General features: G+C 34.1%; 19 protein-coding genes. 1 reads left to right on the top strand and 18 read right to left on the bottom strand.

The features are described from left to right. Nucleotides 1-9: 9 nt before the first annotated feature. The 6 genes from R2782_RS09710 to R2782_RS09735 form a co-directional block, all read right to left on the bottom strand. The gene (locus tag R2782_RS09710; protein ID WP_371268036.1) at nt 10-294 is read right to left on the bottom strand and encodes a GNAT family N-acetyltransferase; all 285 of its coding nucleotides are present in this window, start codon (nt 292-294) and stop codon (nt 10-12) included. Nucleotides 295-354: 60 nt separating this feature from the next. Then, nucleotides 355-1,068: a pirin family protein gene (locus R2782_RS09715; RefSeq protein WP_371268037.1), complete on the bottom strand. Its 714-nt coding sequence runs from the start codon at nt 1,066-1,068 to the stop codon at nt 355-357. A 149-nt stretch (nt 1,069-1,217) separates the two neighbouring features. After that, the gene (locus R2782_RS09720) at nt 1,218-1,793 is read right to left on the bottom strand and encodes a Crp/Fnr family transcriptional regulator (protein ID WP_371268038.1); all 576 of its coding nucleotides are present in this window, start codon (nt 1,791-1,793) and stop codon (nt 1,218-1,220) included. Next, nucleotides 1,793-2,962, bottom strand: coding sequence for a formate-dependent phosphoribosylglycinamide formyltransferase (gene purT / locus R2782_RS09725; RefSeq protein ID WP_371268039.1), 1,170 nt, complete (start codon nt 2,960-2,962; stop codon nt 1,793-1,795). The genes R2782_RS09720 and purT overlap by 1 nt, the downstream gene beginning before the upstream one ends. Nucleotides 2,963-3,122: 160 nt before the next feature. Continuing rightward, nucleotides 3,123-4,307, bottom strand: a complete 1,185-nt coding sequence (locus tag R2782_RS09730) for a pyridoxal phosphate-dependent aminotransferase (RefSeq protein ID WP_371268040.1) — start codon at nt 4,305-4,307, stop codon at nt 3,123-3,125. Between the two features lie 37 nt (nt 4,308-4,344). Beyond that, nucleotides 4,345-5,439: a fatty acid desaturase gene (locus R2782_RS09735; protein ID WP_371268041.1), complete on the bottom strand. Its 1,095-nt coding sequence runs from the start codon at nt 5,437-5,439 to the stop codon at nt 4,345-4,347. Between the two features lie 108 nt (nt 5,440-5,547). On the opposite strand from R2782_RS09735, the gene rsmG reads away from it, so the two are divergent. Further along, the gene (rsmG, locus tag R2782_RS09740) at nt 5,548-6,177 is read left to right on the top strand and encodes a 16S rRNA (guanine(527)-N(7))-methyltransferase RsmG (protein WP_371268042.1); all 630 of its coding nucleotides are present in this window, start codon (nt 5,548-5,550) and stop codon (nt 6,175-6,177) included. 26 nt (nt 6,178-6,203) lie between these two features. Here the strand turns inward: rsmG and R2782_RS09745 are convergent, their stop codons facing one another. The 12 genes from R2782_RS09745 to R2782_RS09800 all read right to left on the bottom strand — a co-directional run bounded on the left by R2782_RS09745 (nt 6,204) and on the right by R2782_RS09800 (nt 17,564). Next, nucleotides 6,204-6,434 (bottom strand): hypothetical protein, encoded by a 231-nt coding sequence (locus tag R2782_RS09745; protein ID WP_371268043.1) that lies wholly within the window; start codon nt 6,432-6,434, stop codon nt 6,204-6,206. Nucleotides 6,435-6,453: 19 nt separating this feature from the next. After that, nucleotides 6,454-7,113, bottom strand: coding sequence for a hypothetical protein (locus tag R2782_RS09750; protein WP_371268044.1), 660 nt, complete (start codon nt 7,111-7,113; stop codon nt 6,454-6,456). After that, nucleotides 7,110-7,391: a hypothetical protein gene (locus R2782_RS09755; protein ID WP_371268045.1), complete on the bottom strand. Its 282-nt coding sequence runs from the start codon at nt 7,389-7,391 to the stop codon at nt 7,110-7,112. The genes R2782_RS09750 and R2782_RS09755 overlap by 4 nt, the downstream gene beginning before the upstream one ends. Before the next feature lie 40 nt (nt 7,392-7,431). Beyond that, nucleotides 7,432-7,998 carry a hypothetical protein gene (locus R2782_RS09760; RefSeq protein ID WP_371268046.1) on the bottom strand — a complete coding sequence of 189 codons (567 nt, stop codon included), beginning with the start codon at nt 7,996-7,998 and terminating at the stop codon, nt 7,432-7,434. Nucleotides 7,999-8,003: 5 nt separating this feature from the next. Next, nucleotides 8,004-8,192, bottom strand: a complete 189-nt coding sequence (locus R2782_RS09765; protein WP_371268048.1) for a hypothetical protein — start codon at nt 8,190-8,192, stop codon at nt 8,004-8,006. A gap of 172 nt (nt 8,193-8,364) precedes the next feature. Then, entirely contained in the window at nt 8,365-8,973 is a 609-nt protein-coding gene (locus tag R2782_RS09770; protein ID WP_371268049.1) for a hypothetical protein, read from the bottom strand. A gap of 6 nt (nt 8,974-8,979) precedes the next feature. Beyond that, a complete protein-coding gene (locus R2782_RS09775; RefSeq protein ID WP_371268050.1) occupies nt 8,980-10,539 on the bottom strand; it encodes a hypothetical protein in 1,560 nt (519 codons plus the stop codon). Nucleotides 10,540-10,589: 50 nt separating this feature from the next. Next, nucleotides 10,590-12,863 carry a T9SS type A sorting domain-containing protein gene (locus R2782_RS09780; RefSeq protein WP_371268051.1) on the bottom strand — a complete coding sequence of 758 codons (2,274 nt, stop codon included), beginning with the start codon at nt 12,861-12,863 and terminating at the stop codon, nt 10,590-10,592. Nucleotides 12,864-12,964: 101 nt separating this feature from the next. Beyond that, the gene (gene pruA / locus R2782_RS09785; protein ID WP_371268052.1) at nt 12,965-14,590 is read right to left on the bottom strand and encodes an L-glutamate gamma-semialdehyde dehydrogenase; all 1,626 of its coding nucleotides are present in this window, start codon (nt 14,588-14,590) and stop codon (nt 12,965-12,967) included. Between the two features lie 211 nt (nt 14,591-14,801). Further along, nucleotides 14,802-15,188, bottom strand: a complete 387-nt coding sequence (gene apaG, locus R2782_RS09790) for a Co2+/Mg2+ efflux protein ApaG (RefSeq protein WP_371268053.1) — start codon at nt 15,186-15,188, stop codon at nt 14,802-14,804. A 3-nt stretch (nt 15,189-15,191) separates the two neighbouring features. Further along, a complete protein-coding gene (locus R2782_RS09795; protein ID WP_371268054.1) occupies nt 15,192-16,310 on the bottom strand; it encodes a DUF3667 domain-containing protein in 1,119 nt (372 codons plus the stop codon). 3 nt (nt 16,311-16,313) lie between these two features. Continuing rightward, complete coding sequence (locus tag R2782_RS09800; protein ID WP_371268055.1) at nt 16,314-17,564, bottom strand: DUF5103 domain-containing protein; 1,251 nt, start codon at nt 17,562-17,564, stop codon at nt 16,314-16,316. Between the last annotated feature and the right edge of the window lie 59 nt (nt 17,565-17,623).

Genomic DNA, 17,623 nt, shown 5'->3' on the forward strand with positions numbered 1-17,623 from the left:
TTTTTTTGGTTATAATACGTCTCTAAAAGCTTCCGTTTTATCAAAAACACTTTTGGCAAACGGACACAAAGGAATGATTTTTAGGTTTTTTTCTCGAGCCATTTCAACGGCCGCGGTAACCATCTTTTTCCCAAAACCTTTACCATTGTTTCCCGGATTTACCTCCGTATGATCAATGATAATTTTATCGGTACCAGCAAAAACAAAAGTCATTTTAGCTTCGGTTTTACCCTCAACTTCTACTGAAAAGTAGCCGTTTTTTTCGTTTTGATGGAGTTGAATTGTTTCGTTCATGTGGATTAGGTTTTAAACCTGTCAAGAAGGTTATTCAACTTGACAGGTAAAGTTACAAAATTATTCCATCGGAATATCCATTAAAAGTAATTCGGCATTTTCATCTACTTTGATATCAAGTTTTTCTGTATCCCAAACACCTAATGCGTCTTTGGTGTTTAAAGCATACCCATTAATGGTTACTTTTCCGGAAATTACAAAAGCATATACTCCGTTTTCTTTGCGTTTAACGTTGTATTCGGTTGTAAAACCTTGGTCGAGTTTTCCCATAGAAAACCAAGCATCTTGATGAATCCATACGCCTTCGTCATCTGCGTTGGGAGACAAAATTTGTTGTAATTTATTGTGGCGGTCGCTTACATCCAAAGTGATTTGTTGGTAACGTGGCGTTACGTTTCTTTTGTTTGGAAATAACCAAATTTGCATCAATTTTGTTCTTCGATCCGCATTTGGATTGAACTCACTGTGGCGAATTCCGGTTCCGGCACTCATTACTTGCACATCGCCAAATTTAATGGTTTCGGCGTTGCCCATACTGTCTTTGTGAGCCAAATCGCCTTCCAAAGGAATGGTGATGATTTCCATATTATCATGTGGATGCATCCCAAATCCCATTCCGGGAGCAACGGTGTCATCATTCAAAACTCGCAATACTCCAAATTGAACTTTATCGGGATTGTACCAATTGGCAAAACTAAAACTGTGGTAAGCATTCAACCAACCGTGGTCGGCATGACCTCTTTCGTTGGCTTTGTGTAAAACTACATTTTTCATAACTAAAAAAGATTTTGTGTTATTGATGATACAAATTTACAACCCAAAGAAAGGTTGAGCACTTAATGTAGGTTAAGAAAGTTGTTGGGTGTCTGTTGTCCGTTGTCGGTTGTAAGTTCTCTGAGACTGCGACTGTAAACTGCGACTGCCTACTTCTTAAGCATTCGGCTTTTCATTTTACTAAAAAATTCCGGTGTTACACCGATATAGGAAGCAATCTGTTTTTGAGGTACCCGTTGAATGAGTGTAGGATAGCGTTTGCAAAATTTATCAAATCGTTCTTCGGCTGATAAACTTAAATTATCCATCAATCGTTCTTGATGAGCCACCAAGGATTTTTCAGTTAAAATTCTAAAGAAGCGTTCTAATTTTGGAATATCAAAATACAGTTGTTCTTGATTTTCTTTGGATAACAAAACAACTTCGGCATCTTCCATTACTTCAATAAAGAGATTGCCTGGTTTTTGAGAGAGCAAACTATACATATCGCCAATCCACCAGCCTTCGCAGGCAAAATGCAAAACATGTTCTACGATATTATCATTGATGTTGAAACTTCGCACTAATCCGGAATTAACAAAATAGGAATGTTTGCAGATTTCTCCGGCATTATGCAAAATGGTTTTGGCTTTGTACTGTTTGGTTTCAATTTTAGACAAAAACAATTCTTTTTCCGCTTCAGAAAGGGAAACAATTTTGGCTATGTTGTCTAAAATCAAGGTCATTATGCATTTACTTTTACCAATTTTGCTGCTGCTTTTGCTCGTTCGATAATTTCTTCGATGGGTGTGTCTAACGAATCATTTACCAAGGCAACGCCCATTCTTCTGTACGGTCGTGAAGTGGGTTTGCCAAAAATTCTGAAATCGGTTTTAGGTAAAGCTGCAATTTGTTCCATTCCTGAATAGGTGGGATGGTTTGAGTTTTCAGATGCTATGATAACGGCACTGGCTCCGGCTTTTTCTGAGGTAATTTCGGCTATTGGCAAACTCAATACAGCTCGTAAATGCAATTCAAATTCGTTGAAATTTTGTGTTCCGGCTAAGGTTACCATTCCGGTATCATGCGGTCTTGGTGATAATTCAGAGAAATAAACGCCTTCATTAGTTAGGAAAAATTCTACTCCAAATAATCCGGCTCCACCTAAGGCTTCGGTTACTTTGCGAGCCATTTCTTGAGCTTCTAAAATATCTTTTTCAGAAACTTTTGCCGGTTGCCAACTTTCTTGATAATCTCCTCGTTCTTGTCGGTGACCAATGGGAGCACAGAATAAAGTGGGTAAATTGTTGTTTTGAGTGACGGTTAACAAAGTGATTTCTGAATGAAAAGTAACGAATGCTTCGACAATAACTTCCACTACATCGCCACGAGAACCTTCCACAGCATAATTCCAAGCTTTGGTAATATCTTCATTTGATTTGATGGTTGATTGTCCTTTTCCGGAAGAACTCATTAAAGGTTTCACCACACATGGAATTCCAACTTCTGAAACTGCTTTTTCCAATTCTTCTGCTGATTTGGCATAGCGATAATTGGCTGTTCGTAATCCTAATTCTTTTGCTGCCAAATCGCGAATGGCTTTTCGGTTCATGGTGAAATTGGCTGCTTTCGCAGAGGGTACAACCGTTATACCTTGCTTTTCATAATCATAAAAACGTTCGGTTCTTATGGCTTCAATTTCAGGAACAATGAAATCGGGTTGGTGTTTGGCTACAATTCGGTCGAGTGCTGCACCATCTAACATATTGATGACTTCAAAACCGTGAGCGACTTGCATGGCGGGAGCATTTTCATAACTATCCACTGCAATTACGGTCTGACCGATGCGTTGTGCGGCGATGACAAATTCTTTTCCGAGTTCTCCGGAACCGAGTAGGAGGATTTTTGTTTTCATATTCTAATTGAGTAGGTTTTACGTGAGGGATTTTGGCGGCATCTTTTTTTTTATCCGATGTAATCGGGGTAAAAAAGATATAGCGAAAAGCCCGTTCGCCTTTAGGGCGGAATACACCAAAGTTATAAAAAAAGCCCCAAGATTCCTTGAGGCTATTGTGTTATGCTAAAACTTCTTTGATTCTTCGCATTGCTTCGATGAGCAATTCTTCGCTGGTGGCGTAAGAAAAGCGAATGCAATCCGGGTTTCCAAAAGCATCTCCGGTTACGGTGGCTACGTTGGCTTCGGCAAGCAAATACATCGAAAAATCAGTTGCGTCTTTGATGAATGTGCCGCGTAATGTCTTTCCGAAGAAAGAAGAAACATCCGGAAATACATAAAAAGCTCCTTCGGGAACGTTAATTTTTAGTCCCGGAATTTCTTTGATTAAACCTACGACTAAATCTCTTCTTTTGTGAAAAGCTTCCACCATGTAATTCAGCACTTTTGGGTCGGCATCCACAGCAGCAATCGTAGCTCGTTGAGCAATAGAATTGGCTCCAGAAGTCACTTGACCTTGCATTTTGGTACATGCTTTTGCGATAAATTCGGGAGCTCCGATGTAACCGATTCTCCAACCGGTCATCGCGAATGCTTTGGCTACGCCATTCACCGTGATAGTTCTATCGAACATTCCCGGAATGGAAGCAATACTGCAAAAAGTGCCTGAGAAATTGATGTGTTCGTAGATTTCATCAGCTACAACATAAATGTTTGGGTATTTTTCCAACACTTTGGCAATAGCTGTAAATTCTTCACGACTATAAACTGATCCGCTTGGGTTGCAAGGCGAACTGTACCAAATCATTTTTGTTTTTGGAGTGATGGCTTTTTCTAATTGTTCTGTAGTGATTTTAAAATCGCTTTCTACAGAAGTTGGAACTTCAACCGGAATTCCGCCTGCCATTTTGATGATTTCGTAGTAGCTTACCCAATAAGGAGCGGGCAAAATTACTTCATCACCCTCATTCAACATACATTGAGCAATGTTGTAAAGGGATTGTTTTGCTCCGGTTGAAACCACAATATTTATCGGTTTATAGTCTAAATTATTATCTCTTTTGAATTTACGACAAATGGCTTCTTTTAATTCGGCATAACCATCAACAGGCGAATAAGTACTATAGTTTTCATCGATGGCTTTTTTTGCGGCTTCTTTAATAAAGTCGGGCGTATTGAAATCAGGTTCGCCTAAACTTAAACTGATGATGTCTTTTCCTTGGGCTTTTAACTCTCTGGCCAATGCTGCCATAGCCAAAGTTTGAGAGGTAGATAAATTATTAATTCTATCCGATAACGAATTCATTATAGTTGTGTTTTGTGTGTTTAAATTTTAATTAAAATTAGGCCATTTGAGGTTTTTGTCCTAATTCCTTTAAATGCTTAAAGTGTGAATAAATAGCCTCACGCGTGGTTTTAAATTCATAGTAAGGTAAATTACATTCTTTGGCTGTTTGTTTTACAATTTCTGCAATTTTTCCGTAATGAATATGACTAATATGAGGAAAAATATGATGCTCAATCTGATGATTTAACCCTCCGGTGTACCAATTGACAATCCAATTTTTGGGAGCAAAATTGGCTGTAGTAAACAATTGGTGAATAGCCCAAGTGTTTTCAATTTCTCCTTCATTGTTAGGAATTGGATTGTGCGTGTCTTCTACTACGTGAGCCAATTGGAAAACGATACTCAAAATTAAACCAGCTGTATAATGCATTACAATGAAACCTAAAACTACCTTCCACCAAGTCACTCCCAAAAGCATGGGTAAAACTAACCAAATCGAAAAATAAATAACTTTAGTGATAATTAAGGTTGTCCAACGAATCGCAGGACTTTTGAATTCACCGTAGGATAATTTTCGTTTTAAATACCGTTTCATTTGAAGAAAATCGGTGGTAATTGCCCAGTTGAAAGTTAATAATCCATACAAAAAAACCGAATAATAATGTTGAAATTTATGGAAACGATGCCATTTTGCTTGTTTAGAAAAACGGATGATTCTTCCGGCATCCAAATCTTCATCATGACCAACTATATTGGTGTATGTATGGTGTAACACATTGTGTTGTACTTGCCAGTTGTATACATTTCCGGCCAAAATGTAAATGCTTCCTCCCATGATTTTATTTAACCAAGGTTTGTTGGAATAGGAACCGTGATTGCCATCGTGCATCACGTTCATACCTACACCTGCCATGCCAACACCAATTACTACGTTAAGTAAAAGGTATGTCCAAAAGGGCATATCCATAGCTAAAAGGAAGAAGTATGGTGAGAGGAAAATGGAAAACATAATGATTGTTTTCAAGTGTAATTTCCAGTTTCCGGTTTTTTGAAGGTTATTTTCTTTGAAGTAATTGTTTACTCGACTGTTTAGTGTTCTAAAAAACTTAAGGTTGTCTTGTTTAGAAAAAGTGGGAATTGTGGTATTCATGTAAATAAAAAAATTTTTTCAAAGTTAAGTATTAATCTATTTCATAACGTGTAACTTTTGATAAAATTTCAACACCAAAATGTTTACTTTTGTTAAAAATGACACAATATGGAAGAAATTTTGAAGTATTTTCCTAATTTATCTGAAAATCAAATAGTTCAGTTTAAAAAATTAGGCGAATTGTATCCCGAATGGAATGCCAAAATCAATGTAATCTCCCGAAAAGATATTGATGAATTGTATGTGAAACACGTTTTACATTCGTTAGGTATTGCCAAAGTGACGGAATTTCAACCTAAATCTACAGTTTTAGATGTAGGAACCGGTGGTGGTTTTCCCGGAATTCCGTTAGCGATTTTGTTTCCTGAAACGCGTTTTTATTTGATTGATGTAATTGCTAAAAAAATTAAAGTAGTCAATGAAGTAACAGCCACTATTGGTTTAAAAAACGTAAAAGCCGAGCAGCTGAGAGCCGAAAATGTCAAAGGTGAATTTGATTTTATTGTTAGCAGAGCCGTTACCAATATGCCTGATTTTGTTTCTTGGGTAAAGAATAAAATCAAAAAGCAGAACAATCATGAACTTAAAAATGGAATTTTATATCTAAAAGGTGGTGATTTGACCGAAGAATTAAAAGATTTTCCAAAATCTACGCTCTACAACTTATCCGATTATTTTTCAGAAGATTTTTTTGAAACGAAAAAAGTGGTGCATTTGCCGTTGAAGTTTAAAATATAAAACCACGAATACACAAATTTATTGGTTTATTCGTGGTTAATTTTATTGCGTAAATACTGTATTTGTTTTCTACTACTAATTCTTGCTCTGTTTACTGATGTTAAATTTGGAAATGGATTAGGTGAAAAAGCTTTAAACAATCCACTCCAAGCCAAGTCTGTATACAACTGTTCTGGAATTTGCCCTTCAGGCACCGGAACACCTGTATCATATTCTTGTAATGCTGCTCCCATTATATTTACATAATGATTTCCCATAAAAGTGTGACTATTATCATCATTTGTTCCAGTTTTTAAAACTACAAAAGCGTTCCGAATAGCAGGGTGGTTGCATGCTATAGTTATTTGAAATACCCACTAAAATCCATTCTTTTTTTTCTTTGATAAAGATATAATAATTACAATATCCATTAGATATTAACTTGCTCATTAAAACTGCTTTATCACGTTTTTTGTTGAAGACCGGAAGGCTAAATTGTAGTAAGTAGTTGCAGTTAATAATTTGTTTTGTAAAGTCTTTATTCTTCTCAATTTCATTTAGAAACTTAGGTGAACTTGTTAGAACAATTACCTTATTAGTCTTTAGATTATTTTTCTTCAAATGGACTATCTTATTTTCATATGTGGTCATAAAATTAACATCTTCTTTACTCAATACCCATTTTTTATCATTGTCAATCCATCTAATATATGGATGATGAGATGGAAAATCATTGTTTATAAACTTGAGTTCAGCTTTATGATAATTCTTAAAAAAATCATAGTTAAATTTGATGGTTTTATTGATTAAAGTTGTTGTGTCACAGTCCTTGTCTGAATTAAAATCAATTGATTTTTCAATTAAATAAAATTTCTCATTTTTTGTTGCACATTTACAAAGAGTAAAACTTACCAAGATTATGAAAGTTATTTTGATATAAAATACTAAATGTTTCATTGAAGACATGGATTATTTGAAGAAGGTGTCATTCCGAATGCACTTGATTTGTTCATCTCAGTGTTTTTCCTATTAGAAATTCGTGCCTTATCTGTACCTGTTAGAACACCATGAAATTGATTATAGCTAGGGTCGGGAGCCCAAATTCCAGCCCAAGCCAAGTCTGTATATAACTGTTGTGGTGTTTGACCATCAGGCACCGGAACACCTGTATCATATTCTTGTAATGCTGCACCTATTATATTTGTATAATGATTTTCAATTTTACTACATAACAAAATTCAAGTTAATCCATCTTAAAACCATTCTCTGTAAAAATTAATCTGTTATAATTTGCCAGTTTCCATTTATCTTTTCTAAAATATAAACTTTTGAAAATTCAGTATAATACGTATAAACAAAAACTATCGCCTTAGTCTTGTTTTTATTCATTAATGGTGTTGATAATCTGTAAAAACGAGTCCCACCAGTAATCGAATTGATAAAATGTTCATCTAGTTCTTTACAATTTGTAATATTTTTATAATCTTCATAAATAATATTCTCTCTAAATAATTTATTTTTTGTTAAGTCAATCTTTTTTTGATTATTTATCTCTTTTTTCATCCATTCAATATCACTATCATTAATTGTCCACTTGAAATCGTCGTATTTCCATCTTAAATTATGCTCATCTGATATTTTAATTCCCTTAACGTAATAGTTTTTAAATTCTTTATAGGTATCAAAATATATTTCTGGAAAATCACATGTTGTATAAAATATATTAATAGTGTCTTTATCTTCATTTTGATTGACAACTTTGGATAATATTATTATCTCATTTTTTGAAACCGAACAAGATGATAATGAAAAAATTAAAAATAGAGAAATTATGTTTTTCATACTCATCAATTTAAACAAGGTGGATTATTACTTGGTTGAATTCCATTCGCAATTTGATTAGTCATTTCTGCTTGCTTTGTGCTTATTATTCGTATTTTATCTGCTCCAGATAAAATAGTGTCAAAAGGTGTGACAAAAGGCATAAAAGGTTGAGGAACCGCAATTATTCCACTCCAAGCCAAATCTGTATACAACTGTTCTGGAATTTGCCCATCAGGCACCGGAACACCTGTATCATATTCTTGTAATGCTGCACCAATTATATTTACATAATGATTTATTATAAAAGTGAAATTTCTTAGACTATCTTACATTTTTAAATACAATAAAATAATTTCTCAGAATAATGTTAATTTCTTTAACCTTTTAATAATATTCTCCTACTAGTTCCCATTTATTATTTATTTTTTTATAAAACATTATCGACCCTGAACCAAATAAAAAAACTAAATGACTAGAAATAATGGCTTTGTCTTTCTTTTTATTGAATATAGGTGCTGAAAAAACATATAAAGGTTTTCCATTATTTACCCCATAATATATTTCTTTTTCAAAATCTTTTAAAGTTTTATTTTGTTGCAAAACTGGAGTTTCAATGACATTTACCTTTACATCTTTATTCGATTTAAAATTATTTGATTTCCAAAACTCTTTCTTTTGAGTCTTTAATTTACTGGTCATATATTCAACATCTGAATCTGTTAAAAACCAATCATTGATAGTGTCTTTCCAATGAAAAATTCCGCCTGAATCATAAATTCCTTTTTCTTTATAAATTTTTTGATGAGATTTATATCCTTTTTCTAAAAATGATTCATAAATAATTGAAGTATGCTCCAAAATATCAATATCATTAAATCCATAAGGTTCTCTAGTATTTTTAAAAACTTCTGACATCAAAGTATATTTTTCCTTTTGAGTTGAACACCCTAGTAGGAAAATAGCTATTAATAATACAATTAGATTTGTTTTCATAAAAAATTAATCTAAACATGATGGATTATTCGTTGGCATTACACCATTAGCTTCTTGATTAGTCATTTCAGCTTGTTTTCTAGAATCAATCCTTATTTTGTCGCTTTGGGAAAGCACACCACTAAAAGACAAATTTGGTGTCCATGGCTTATACAAGCCACTCCAAGCCAAATCTGTATACAACTGTTGTGGCGTTTGGCCATCAGGCACCGGAACACCTGTATCATATTCTTGTAAGGCTGCACCAATTATATTTACATAATGATTTCCCATAAAAGTATGATCCTCTGGAGTTGCACTTCCTCTTTTTAAATTAACATAAGCGTTCCAAACTTCCGGAAAGTCGGTTGAATCTGTATTGTTTGGTGTGTTAGGATTTTGAATAACACTTGCAATTAACGCATGCATAAATTCATGCAGTATTGTCGAAGCTTTTCCTAGATTTGTAGCCCCATCATCTTTAAAGTAATTTGCATTTAATTGTATGTCATAATTTAATGGTTCTTGAGTGGGAACAAATAAACCATATGCCGGTTGTTGAGTGTCAGGATATACCAAGTTTGGTACTTGAGAAAGATTAACATTAAAAATCGAATACGGAGCATCAAATCTCCTCATAATATTAGCAATGTCATTTTGTCTTAAATCCTTTAATTTGTTAAGAATTTCTTTTGTACAATTATCAAGATCAGTGTCGTTTATTCTTTTTTCAATAGCATCTTCAATATTTTTTACAGGTAATACCGCTACTAAGTCACCTTCTTCATCACAAGGGTCTAATTCCATTCTGCAAGCAAATTGAACCACTACAATAGTTAAATCATAACTAGGGTTACTTCCATCTCCACACATTGAACTAGTATAACTTTCCAAATTTTGATATGTTCTCCCACATTCACAACTCAAATAAAAACTTATGCAACCACCTCCACTACCACCGCCTATTCCACTTGAACCGCCATTAGTAGGGTCAGCCCCTGTATTATCCCCACCTTCATAAGCCCCACCAGAACTTCCAGGAATATCTATAATTAAGTCATCACAAGGATTTTCATCTAAACTTATGGATGATATTGTCCCTTTAAATTCTGAAAAAATATTTGAATCTAATACAAATTCCAAAGCAAACTCATCTGTCATTTCATACTTAATCAATTTTAACTTTAGGTTTTCATCCTTTTCTGTTACAACTAAATTATGAAAAACTTTATAACTATCATCTGGGTGGTTAAGAATTTTAAACGTATAATTCTTAACTCCTAATGTGTCGATAACCTCCATGATTTCTGAAAAATCAATTTCTAAATTTTCAGAACCTCTTGCTGATAATCCTGAATTTCTAAAAATGTTGAAACTTGACGATTTGCCCATCATCTGTTCAAGTTTGTTTTTCATTTGTGTGGCATCAGCACCTTTAAAAGTTTTTACTTTTGGACCCTTATTTTTTACTCCAAAATGTGTGCCTACTGAATTGTCTATCACTTCAAATTCGGTTGAGCAACCATAAAATGTTAATAGAGTAAGTAAAGAAAAGAATTTGAATAGTTTTATAAATTTTATCTTCATGTTTCACAAATTATTATAGAATTTGTTTTTATTTCTAAAATTAGAAAGGATTAATTCTTAATCAATTTCTGCACAAAACTTCTTTCCGCAGATTCAATTTTAATCAAGTAAAATCCGTTCGATAAATTGACATCCAATTGATGATTTCCTTCGATAGAAATGTTGTTTTGAGAGAAAACTTTCTTGCCTGAAGCATCAACAATCGAAATTGTTGCATTGGAAATCATGTTTGAACTATACATTTCAATCGTATTTTTAATTGGGTTTTTGATTAAAAACGTTTCAGATAAAATAGGTTGGTCAACTGATAAAGGTTCGTTTAGAATTTCATTCAAAGCAAATTCAACATTTCCATCAGATAATGTTACGTGATCTTCATTTTCAGTTGGAACATAAGTTGCTGCAAAAGGTGTAATGGACGTATCGTCAACTGTTGCATACCAATTAGGATTAGTAATCGCAAGTGAACTCAACGTTGGAATAAAACAAAAACGATCAATCGCTAGATTAGCTAAGAAATCATCGACTGTTGGGTTTCCGCTCCCGGTTTCTGTAAAATCTGCTATATTAAACAAACCGCCCGGAGCAGAATCTAATCCTGACGAAGTAGCAGGAGAAGCAGCATTTGCCTGACTGGTTAGAATCGTTATCCAAATCACGATATTTTGCTGAGCTCTGAATCGACTTACCAATTGATTTGAAACACCGGCCGGAGGTGTAAAGCGAATGTCAAATCGAGCTCTTTGGGTTGCAGAAGCATTTACGGTATAATCGTTCAAAACAAACATCCCGGGCGTTCCTGTCATCATTCCTGTTGCACTTCCGTTGCTGATGGCTACATTTCTGGTCTCAGTTGGGAATCCCATTGTGTTTAATTCATTTTGAAATGCAGTTCTAAAGTTTGGAGCTCCTGTTGGAAGTTGAATGTTATTGTCAAATTCGGTTGCACTTTCACTTTGCAAATGTCCTAAATAATGGTCGAGCAACATTTGTTTGGCTGCCGGACTAGATAACACACTATTCACAATTTCTTGGAGTGTCACATCGCCTAGCGGGCCATTAGCCATATAATTAAAAAGATGTTGAAAACCAATGGGTACGTTGGCTCCTAAATGTGGTGAATCAAACGAAATGTATAAACGAGTATCGTGTTCTAAATCGTTTTGTTCCATGTAACGCAAAGCATAACGCGAAATAAGTCCGCCCATACTTGGTCCGATCACAACATTTTTTTCTGTTCCTACTTTTTGAGCGTTAATTTGATTAATCAATTCAACTAAAATCATCGCGTTTCGCTGAATAAAATCGGCACCACCATCAATCACAATTCCGTCTGCGGGAGAATACTGCGGAAAATTCAGCACCACAATATCAAATCCTTCATTCCGAACAATGTCGCCTAAATTTTGATTGGTATCGCCATAATTCAAAAGAGAATAAATCAATGCTGTGTTTCTTGTGTCACCCGGATCAAATCCGTCAACTAAAAAAATGGGTTTGTCTAAAACTTGATCTACATTATCCAAATAGATTTCGTATTCACCTTGACCAAGATAGGGAGCATTTTCACCAAAACCTTGATAAGGAATCGAGGCAGTTATGGTTTCGGCTAAGATTTCATTTCCATTGCGATGGGTAAGATTTGAACCTCCTTTGACATCGAAAGTTGATTTGATTATTTTGCTCTCTCCATTTGTAAATTCAATTTTGAAAGAAATCGATTTTTGACCAGCAGTTGTAAAATCTACTTTGATAGGTTGGTTAACAATAACCGTTTGCCAAAGACTTTCATTAGTAAAGCTGATAAAAATGGATTGAATATTTTTAGAAGTTGTGTTAAAAATATTTTTATCTTTTAGAATGAATTCAACGGTTTTGTTTTTTGTTTTGGAAACTAACGGAGCCATCAAAGTAATTTCGTGTTTTTGAAAAGCTTCAGCAGACGGATTATTCAAAACAAATTGATTGTTATTTTTTGAAATGATGTTGTTTTCTAAGGCTTCTGTTTTTATGGTTTCCACTTCAGAAATTAAGATTGAAAGTGGAATTTGTTTACTAAAAAAAGCATCGTCGGCCTCTTTTTTCAGACTTTCATATTTTGGTAATCGTTGTAAAAAATCAGCCCGTTGAATTTCATGATATACTTGTCTGAAATACATTGCCGAAATTTCGTTTTTTTTGATTTGAGTAATTTTAGAAATCTCAAAAACTTGATTATACAAAATCTTGGTCTGAGTATGGTCTTTCAATAAATCATATTCTCCTTTTTGAGCAAAAGATAATGCAATTGAAAATAAAGCGATGAAAGTAATTTTTGTTGTCATTAGCAGAGGTTATTGATGTGAAATAGAGTTGTTTAAAGCTATAAATATAAAAAAAAGTCCGAAGATTTAACATTCGGACTTTATAATTTTTAATTAATTTACTATCCCAAAAACGGATAACGATAATTTTCAGGAGTTACAAACGTTTCTTTGATTGTTCTTGGTGAAACCCAACGCAACAAGTTTTGTGCAGAACCTGCCTTGTCATTGGTTCCGGAAGCTCTTGCTCCACCAAATGGTTGCATTCCTACCACAGCTCCAGTTGGCTTGTCGTTGATGTAGAAGTTTCCGGCACTATTTTCTAGGGCTTGCGTAGCTTCAGTTATTGCATAGCGATCTTGACTGAAAATGGCTCCGGTTAAGGCATATTCAGAAGTTTCATCAATTAATTTTAAGGTTTCTTTCCAATTGGTATCTTCGTAGATATAAATAGTTAAAACCGGTCCGAATAATTCGGTTTCCATCGTGACATATTTTGGATTGGTAGTTAATATAACCGTAGGTTCTACGAAATAGCCAACGGATTTGTCATAATTTCCACCAATGATTACTTCTGCATCAGTGTCTTTTTTAGCTTGGTCGATAAATTTAGCTAATTTATCAAACGAACCTTCATGAATGACAGCCGTAAAGAAATTGGAAAAATCTTCCGGTGAACCCATTTTAATGGTTGCCATTTCAGATTTTAATTCGGCATGCACAGCTGGCCAAATACTTTTAGGAATATACGCTCTGGATGCTGCTGAACATTTTTGCCCTTGAAATTCAAATGCACCTCGAATTAATCCGGTAACCACTTGTTTAACATTTGCACTTGGATGGGCCAAAACGAAGTCTTTTCCGCCGGTTTCTCCAACAATTCTTGGATAGGTTTTGTATTTGTGAATGTTTGTTCCGATTTTTTTCCAGATTTCTTTGAAAACAAATGTTGAACCGGTATAATGAATTCCTGCAAAATCAGGATGGTCAAAAATAGTATCTGAAATCATCACCGGATCGCCAAAAACAACATTAATTACACCATCAGGAACACCGGCATCTTTGAAAACGTCGATGATGATTTTAGCTGAAAATACTTGACTGTCGCTTGGTTTCCAAACCACAACGTTACCCATCATGGCAGCACTGGCCGGTAGATTGGCGGCAATTGCGGTGAAATTAAAAGGAGTTATTGCATACACAAATCCTTCTAACGGACGGTATTCTACACGATTCCAAACCGAAGAATCTGAGGTTGGTTGATCGTTGTAAATTTGTGTCATAAATTCGACATTGTATCGCAAAAAGTCAATTAATTCACAAGAAGCATCAATTTCGGCTTGGTGAATGGTTTTGGATTGAGCAATCATGGTAGCGGCATTGATTTTAGCACGATACGGACCGGCAATCAATTCTGCAGCCTTTAAAAAAATAGCGGCACGTTGTTCCCAAGGCATGGCAGCCCAAGCTTTTCTTGATTCTAATGCGTTTGCAATGGCTTTTTCAACATGTGATTTTTCGGCTAAATGATACGTTCCAACGATGTGCTTGTGGTCGTGTGGGGCACTCATTTTACGTGTCTCCCCAGTGCGAATTTCTTCGCTTCCTATATATAATGGCACATCAATTTGGTTGTTCCACATTTCTTTGTAAGCGGCTAAAACGGCTCCTTTTTCAGCACTGTTAGGAGCGTAAGTTTTTACCGGTTCGTTGATGGCTTTGGGTACGTGAAAAAATCCTTTTAACATAAACGTGTTGTTTGAATATTAGACATTTTTATCAATTATTGAATTAATTGAATGTGAATTTGATAATTGAACACAAAAGTACAAAGGTTTTTTTGAATTTTTGGTAATGTTAGTTACATTTTAGTAGATAAGAGGCAGTCGTTGTTTAAATGTAAAATAAAGCTCTCAAGAATAGTATGTAATGATCAAGCAAGGCTTTTTTCTTTAAATATTAGCTAAGAGCAAACGGAGCAGCCAATTTGAAAGTAGGGACAATTACTCTAAAATTTCGAGTTGTAGTGAAATTAACCATGTTAAAATGTCCTCGCATGGCTCCAAAAGGTGAGGAAAGTAAACAACCCGAGCTGTAGGTGTGTTTTTCACCTGGCTTTAAAACGGGTTTTTTGCCAATAACTCCCTCACCATCAACAATTTCTTTGTGATTAAGGGAGTCAAAAATTTCCCAATGACGCGACAATAATTGAACGGAATCTTTGCTGTGGTTTTCAATGGTAATATGGTAACTAAAGGCAAAATGAAGCTTGTAGTTTTTGAAGTACGTACCTTCAAAACTAGTAGTAACTGAAATTTTTATGCCTCTTGTTATTTGTGAAACCATAATTTAGTATAACAAAAATCCTATAAATAAAATAAAGAGTGCTACAAATGAAGCAGTTATTGGTAAAAGAATGCTCAAAATTACAAATTTTAAAATTGTTTTCCACCTACTTTGTTGATAAAAATTTCTTAAAGACTTGTAGAAGTAAAAGATGACGATGAGGTTAACGAGCCAATCTAATGAAATGTTGAAAAGAAGAAATATTACTTCATTTATAAAAATGAGAAGAAATATAAAGCTCATAAAACTAAATACTAAAACCATGTGTTCAGCATAATTCATTTTTTTCCTAAAGTAGAGTAGTGCAAACACTATAGTTAAAAATGGTAGCGAGATAAACAGTATAAAAGGAAGCTTATCAGTAAAGTAGTCAAAAAATTTATTAAAACCTTTTTTGCCCGAATTGTCTTCTTCGTCCAATTTTTTAAATTGGTAGGTTTTTTTGAGCAAATAGAAGTTCCACTTTGACTTCTCGTGTTTTAGCGTGTCCAGAATTTTTGAAGGATTGATTGTTTTGGAATGATCAAAAAAGTTAGCATAAGTTTGAATCTTTCGAGAGGTTTTTTTAAAAAAGCCGAAATTAGCTATTTGTTTTTCAGTGTATAACTTTTGTTCTTTTACAGTGTCTTTTTTTATTTCATTGTTGCCAAGGTTAATCTGTACGGGCGATTTCGGGTCGTTTAAATTAAGTTGATTGTCGTTTGTTTTTGTGGACTCATTTTCTTGTTTCTTTTCTTCACTTTTTTTAATAATTGATTGATCTAAATCAAGAATTGTTTCGTCGTTAAATTTGCTCTCCATTCCACTAAAAATGAAATAAATCAGAGAAACACTCAAATAAAACCGAAATGGGTTGGCGTACGTTTGTCGCTTTCCGTTAATAAATTCTTTAGCCGCTACCCCAGGTTTAGTAAAGAGTTTTACGATTGTGTTTTTTACTTTGGAATCATACGCATAAAAATTAGACAAAAACTCATCGACAAAGTCTTTCAGGCTAAGTTTTTTTGTGCTGTTTTTTTGTCCACAATTGGGGCAAAATTTATCTGAAATGTCTAACGGATGATTACAGTTTAAACATTTTAAACCGCGATAATTTTTAATTTCTCTTGTAGATTCAGACATACATTATTTTATAATATCAACCGAACTGGCCATTCCTTTTCCGATAACACGGTCAAAACGATCGTTGTTCGCACGATAATATACTATACAAAAATAATTATTTTCAGTTTGAAAAAAGTTGCCGTCTAACGCATTTTCAAAATCAACTTGACCATTGGAGTCGGCTAAGGTGTATTCGTAATTTGTGAATCCTTGTTTTACTATTATGGCTTTTTCATAAACGCCTTTTTCTTTGTTATAATCCATTTTATATTCGGGTGTAAGGGCATAATTGTTAAACATACCGGTTACATAAACATCTTTCTTTCCATAGTAGGCAGGAGCACTCAAGGTGAAAAAGACCCACGAATAATCTGCTTCTACATTAACGTTTTCTCGGGCACCAACATTGTTTACAAGAAAGTTTCCGTTGTAATCAGGAAAGTAGGTATACTCTAAATTTCCTCGGCTCGAATTAGGCATTAAGTAAGTATTGTAAATCCCTTTTAATTCTATAAAACGTACATTATTCACGGCATTTCGAATGTCTTTATTTTCATAAAATAAAAATTCATTTCCTGCCCAAAATTGGGTTTCTTTGTCGTATTTATATAATAATTCGTTACCTAAAGTAAACATCGGTTTTACGTTTGTAATGGCAGTGTTCCAAATTCCATTTTTCAATAGCATGATTTTTATGTTCTGAATCGGATTCTGCAATAACATATTGTTAGGTAAAATCGAAAATTCTAAATTGTGTTTCTGATTTAAAACCCTTACATCACGTGCACTTTTCACTTGCATAGGGACAGAAACCAAATCTTCATACAAAATAAACTTTCTTGAAAAAACTAATTCCTGACTGTTGTTAAAGATTTTCAACATATAATTTCCACTCACTTTAAACCCTTTCGTAAATTGATTTGGAAACGAAATACGGTAGTGCGAGTACAGTTGCAACGTATTGAACGAATTTTCATAATCCATGATGCGTTGATTGTCTAATCCTACAATATATTCGTTCAAATTCAATTGCGATTTGGTCCAATTGTAATCGCAATGCGTAATGGTGTAATAATAATTTGCTTCATCACCATACAAATCATCAAAAACAAATTGAAAAGAATCGCCTAACCTAAAAATCGGAATCGTGTTAATGTTATTCTGAATAAACGAAACTGTTTTAATATTATAAGGCGGAGCAATTTCTTGTTCAGTTTGAGCCATAAAAGCACTGCTAATAAAACAGAAAACGAGTAAAAGAAGATTTCGCATGAGAGAGAATTTTAATGTAAAAATGTAAATATAGTGTTTATTTGTCAATGTAAAATTAA

Origin of the sequence: Flavobacterium sp. (assembly GCF_041392085.1) — a bacterium.
In the GTDB taxonomy this organism is placed as follows: Bacteria; Bacteroidota; Bacteroidia; order Flavobacteriales; family Flavobacteriaceae; genus Flavobacterium.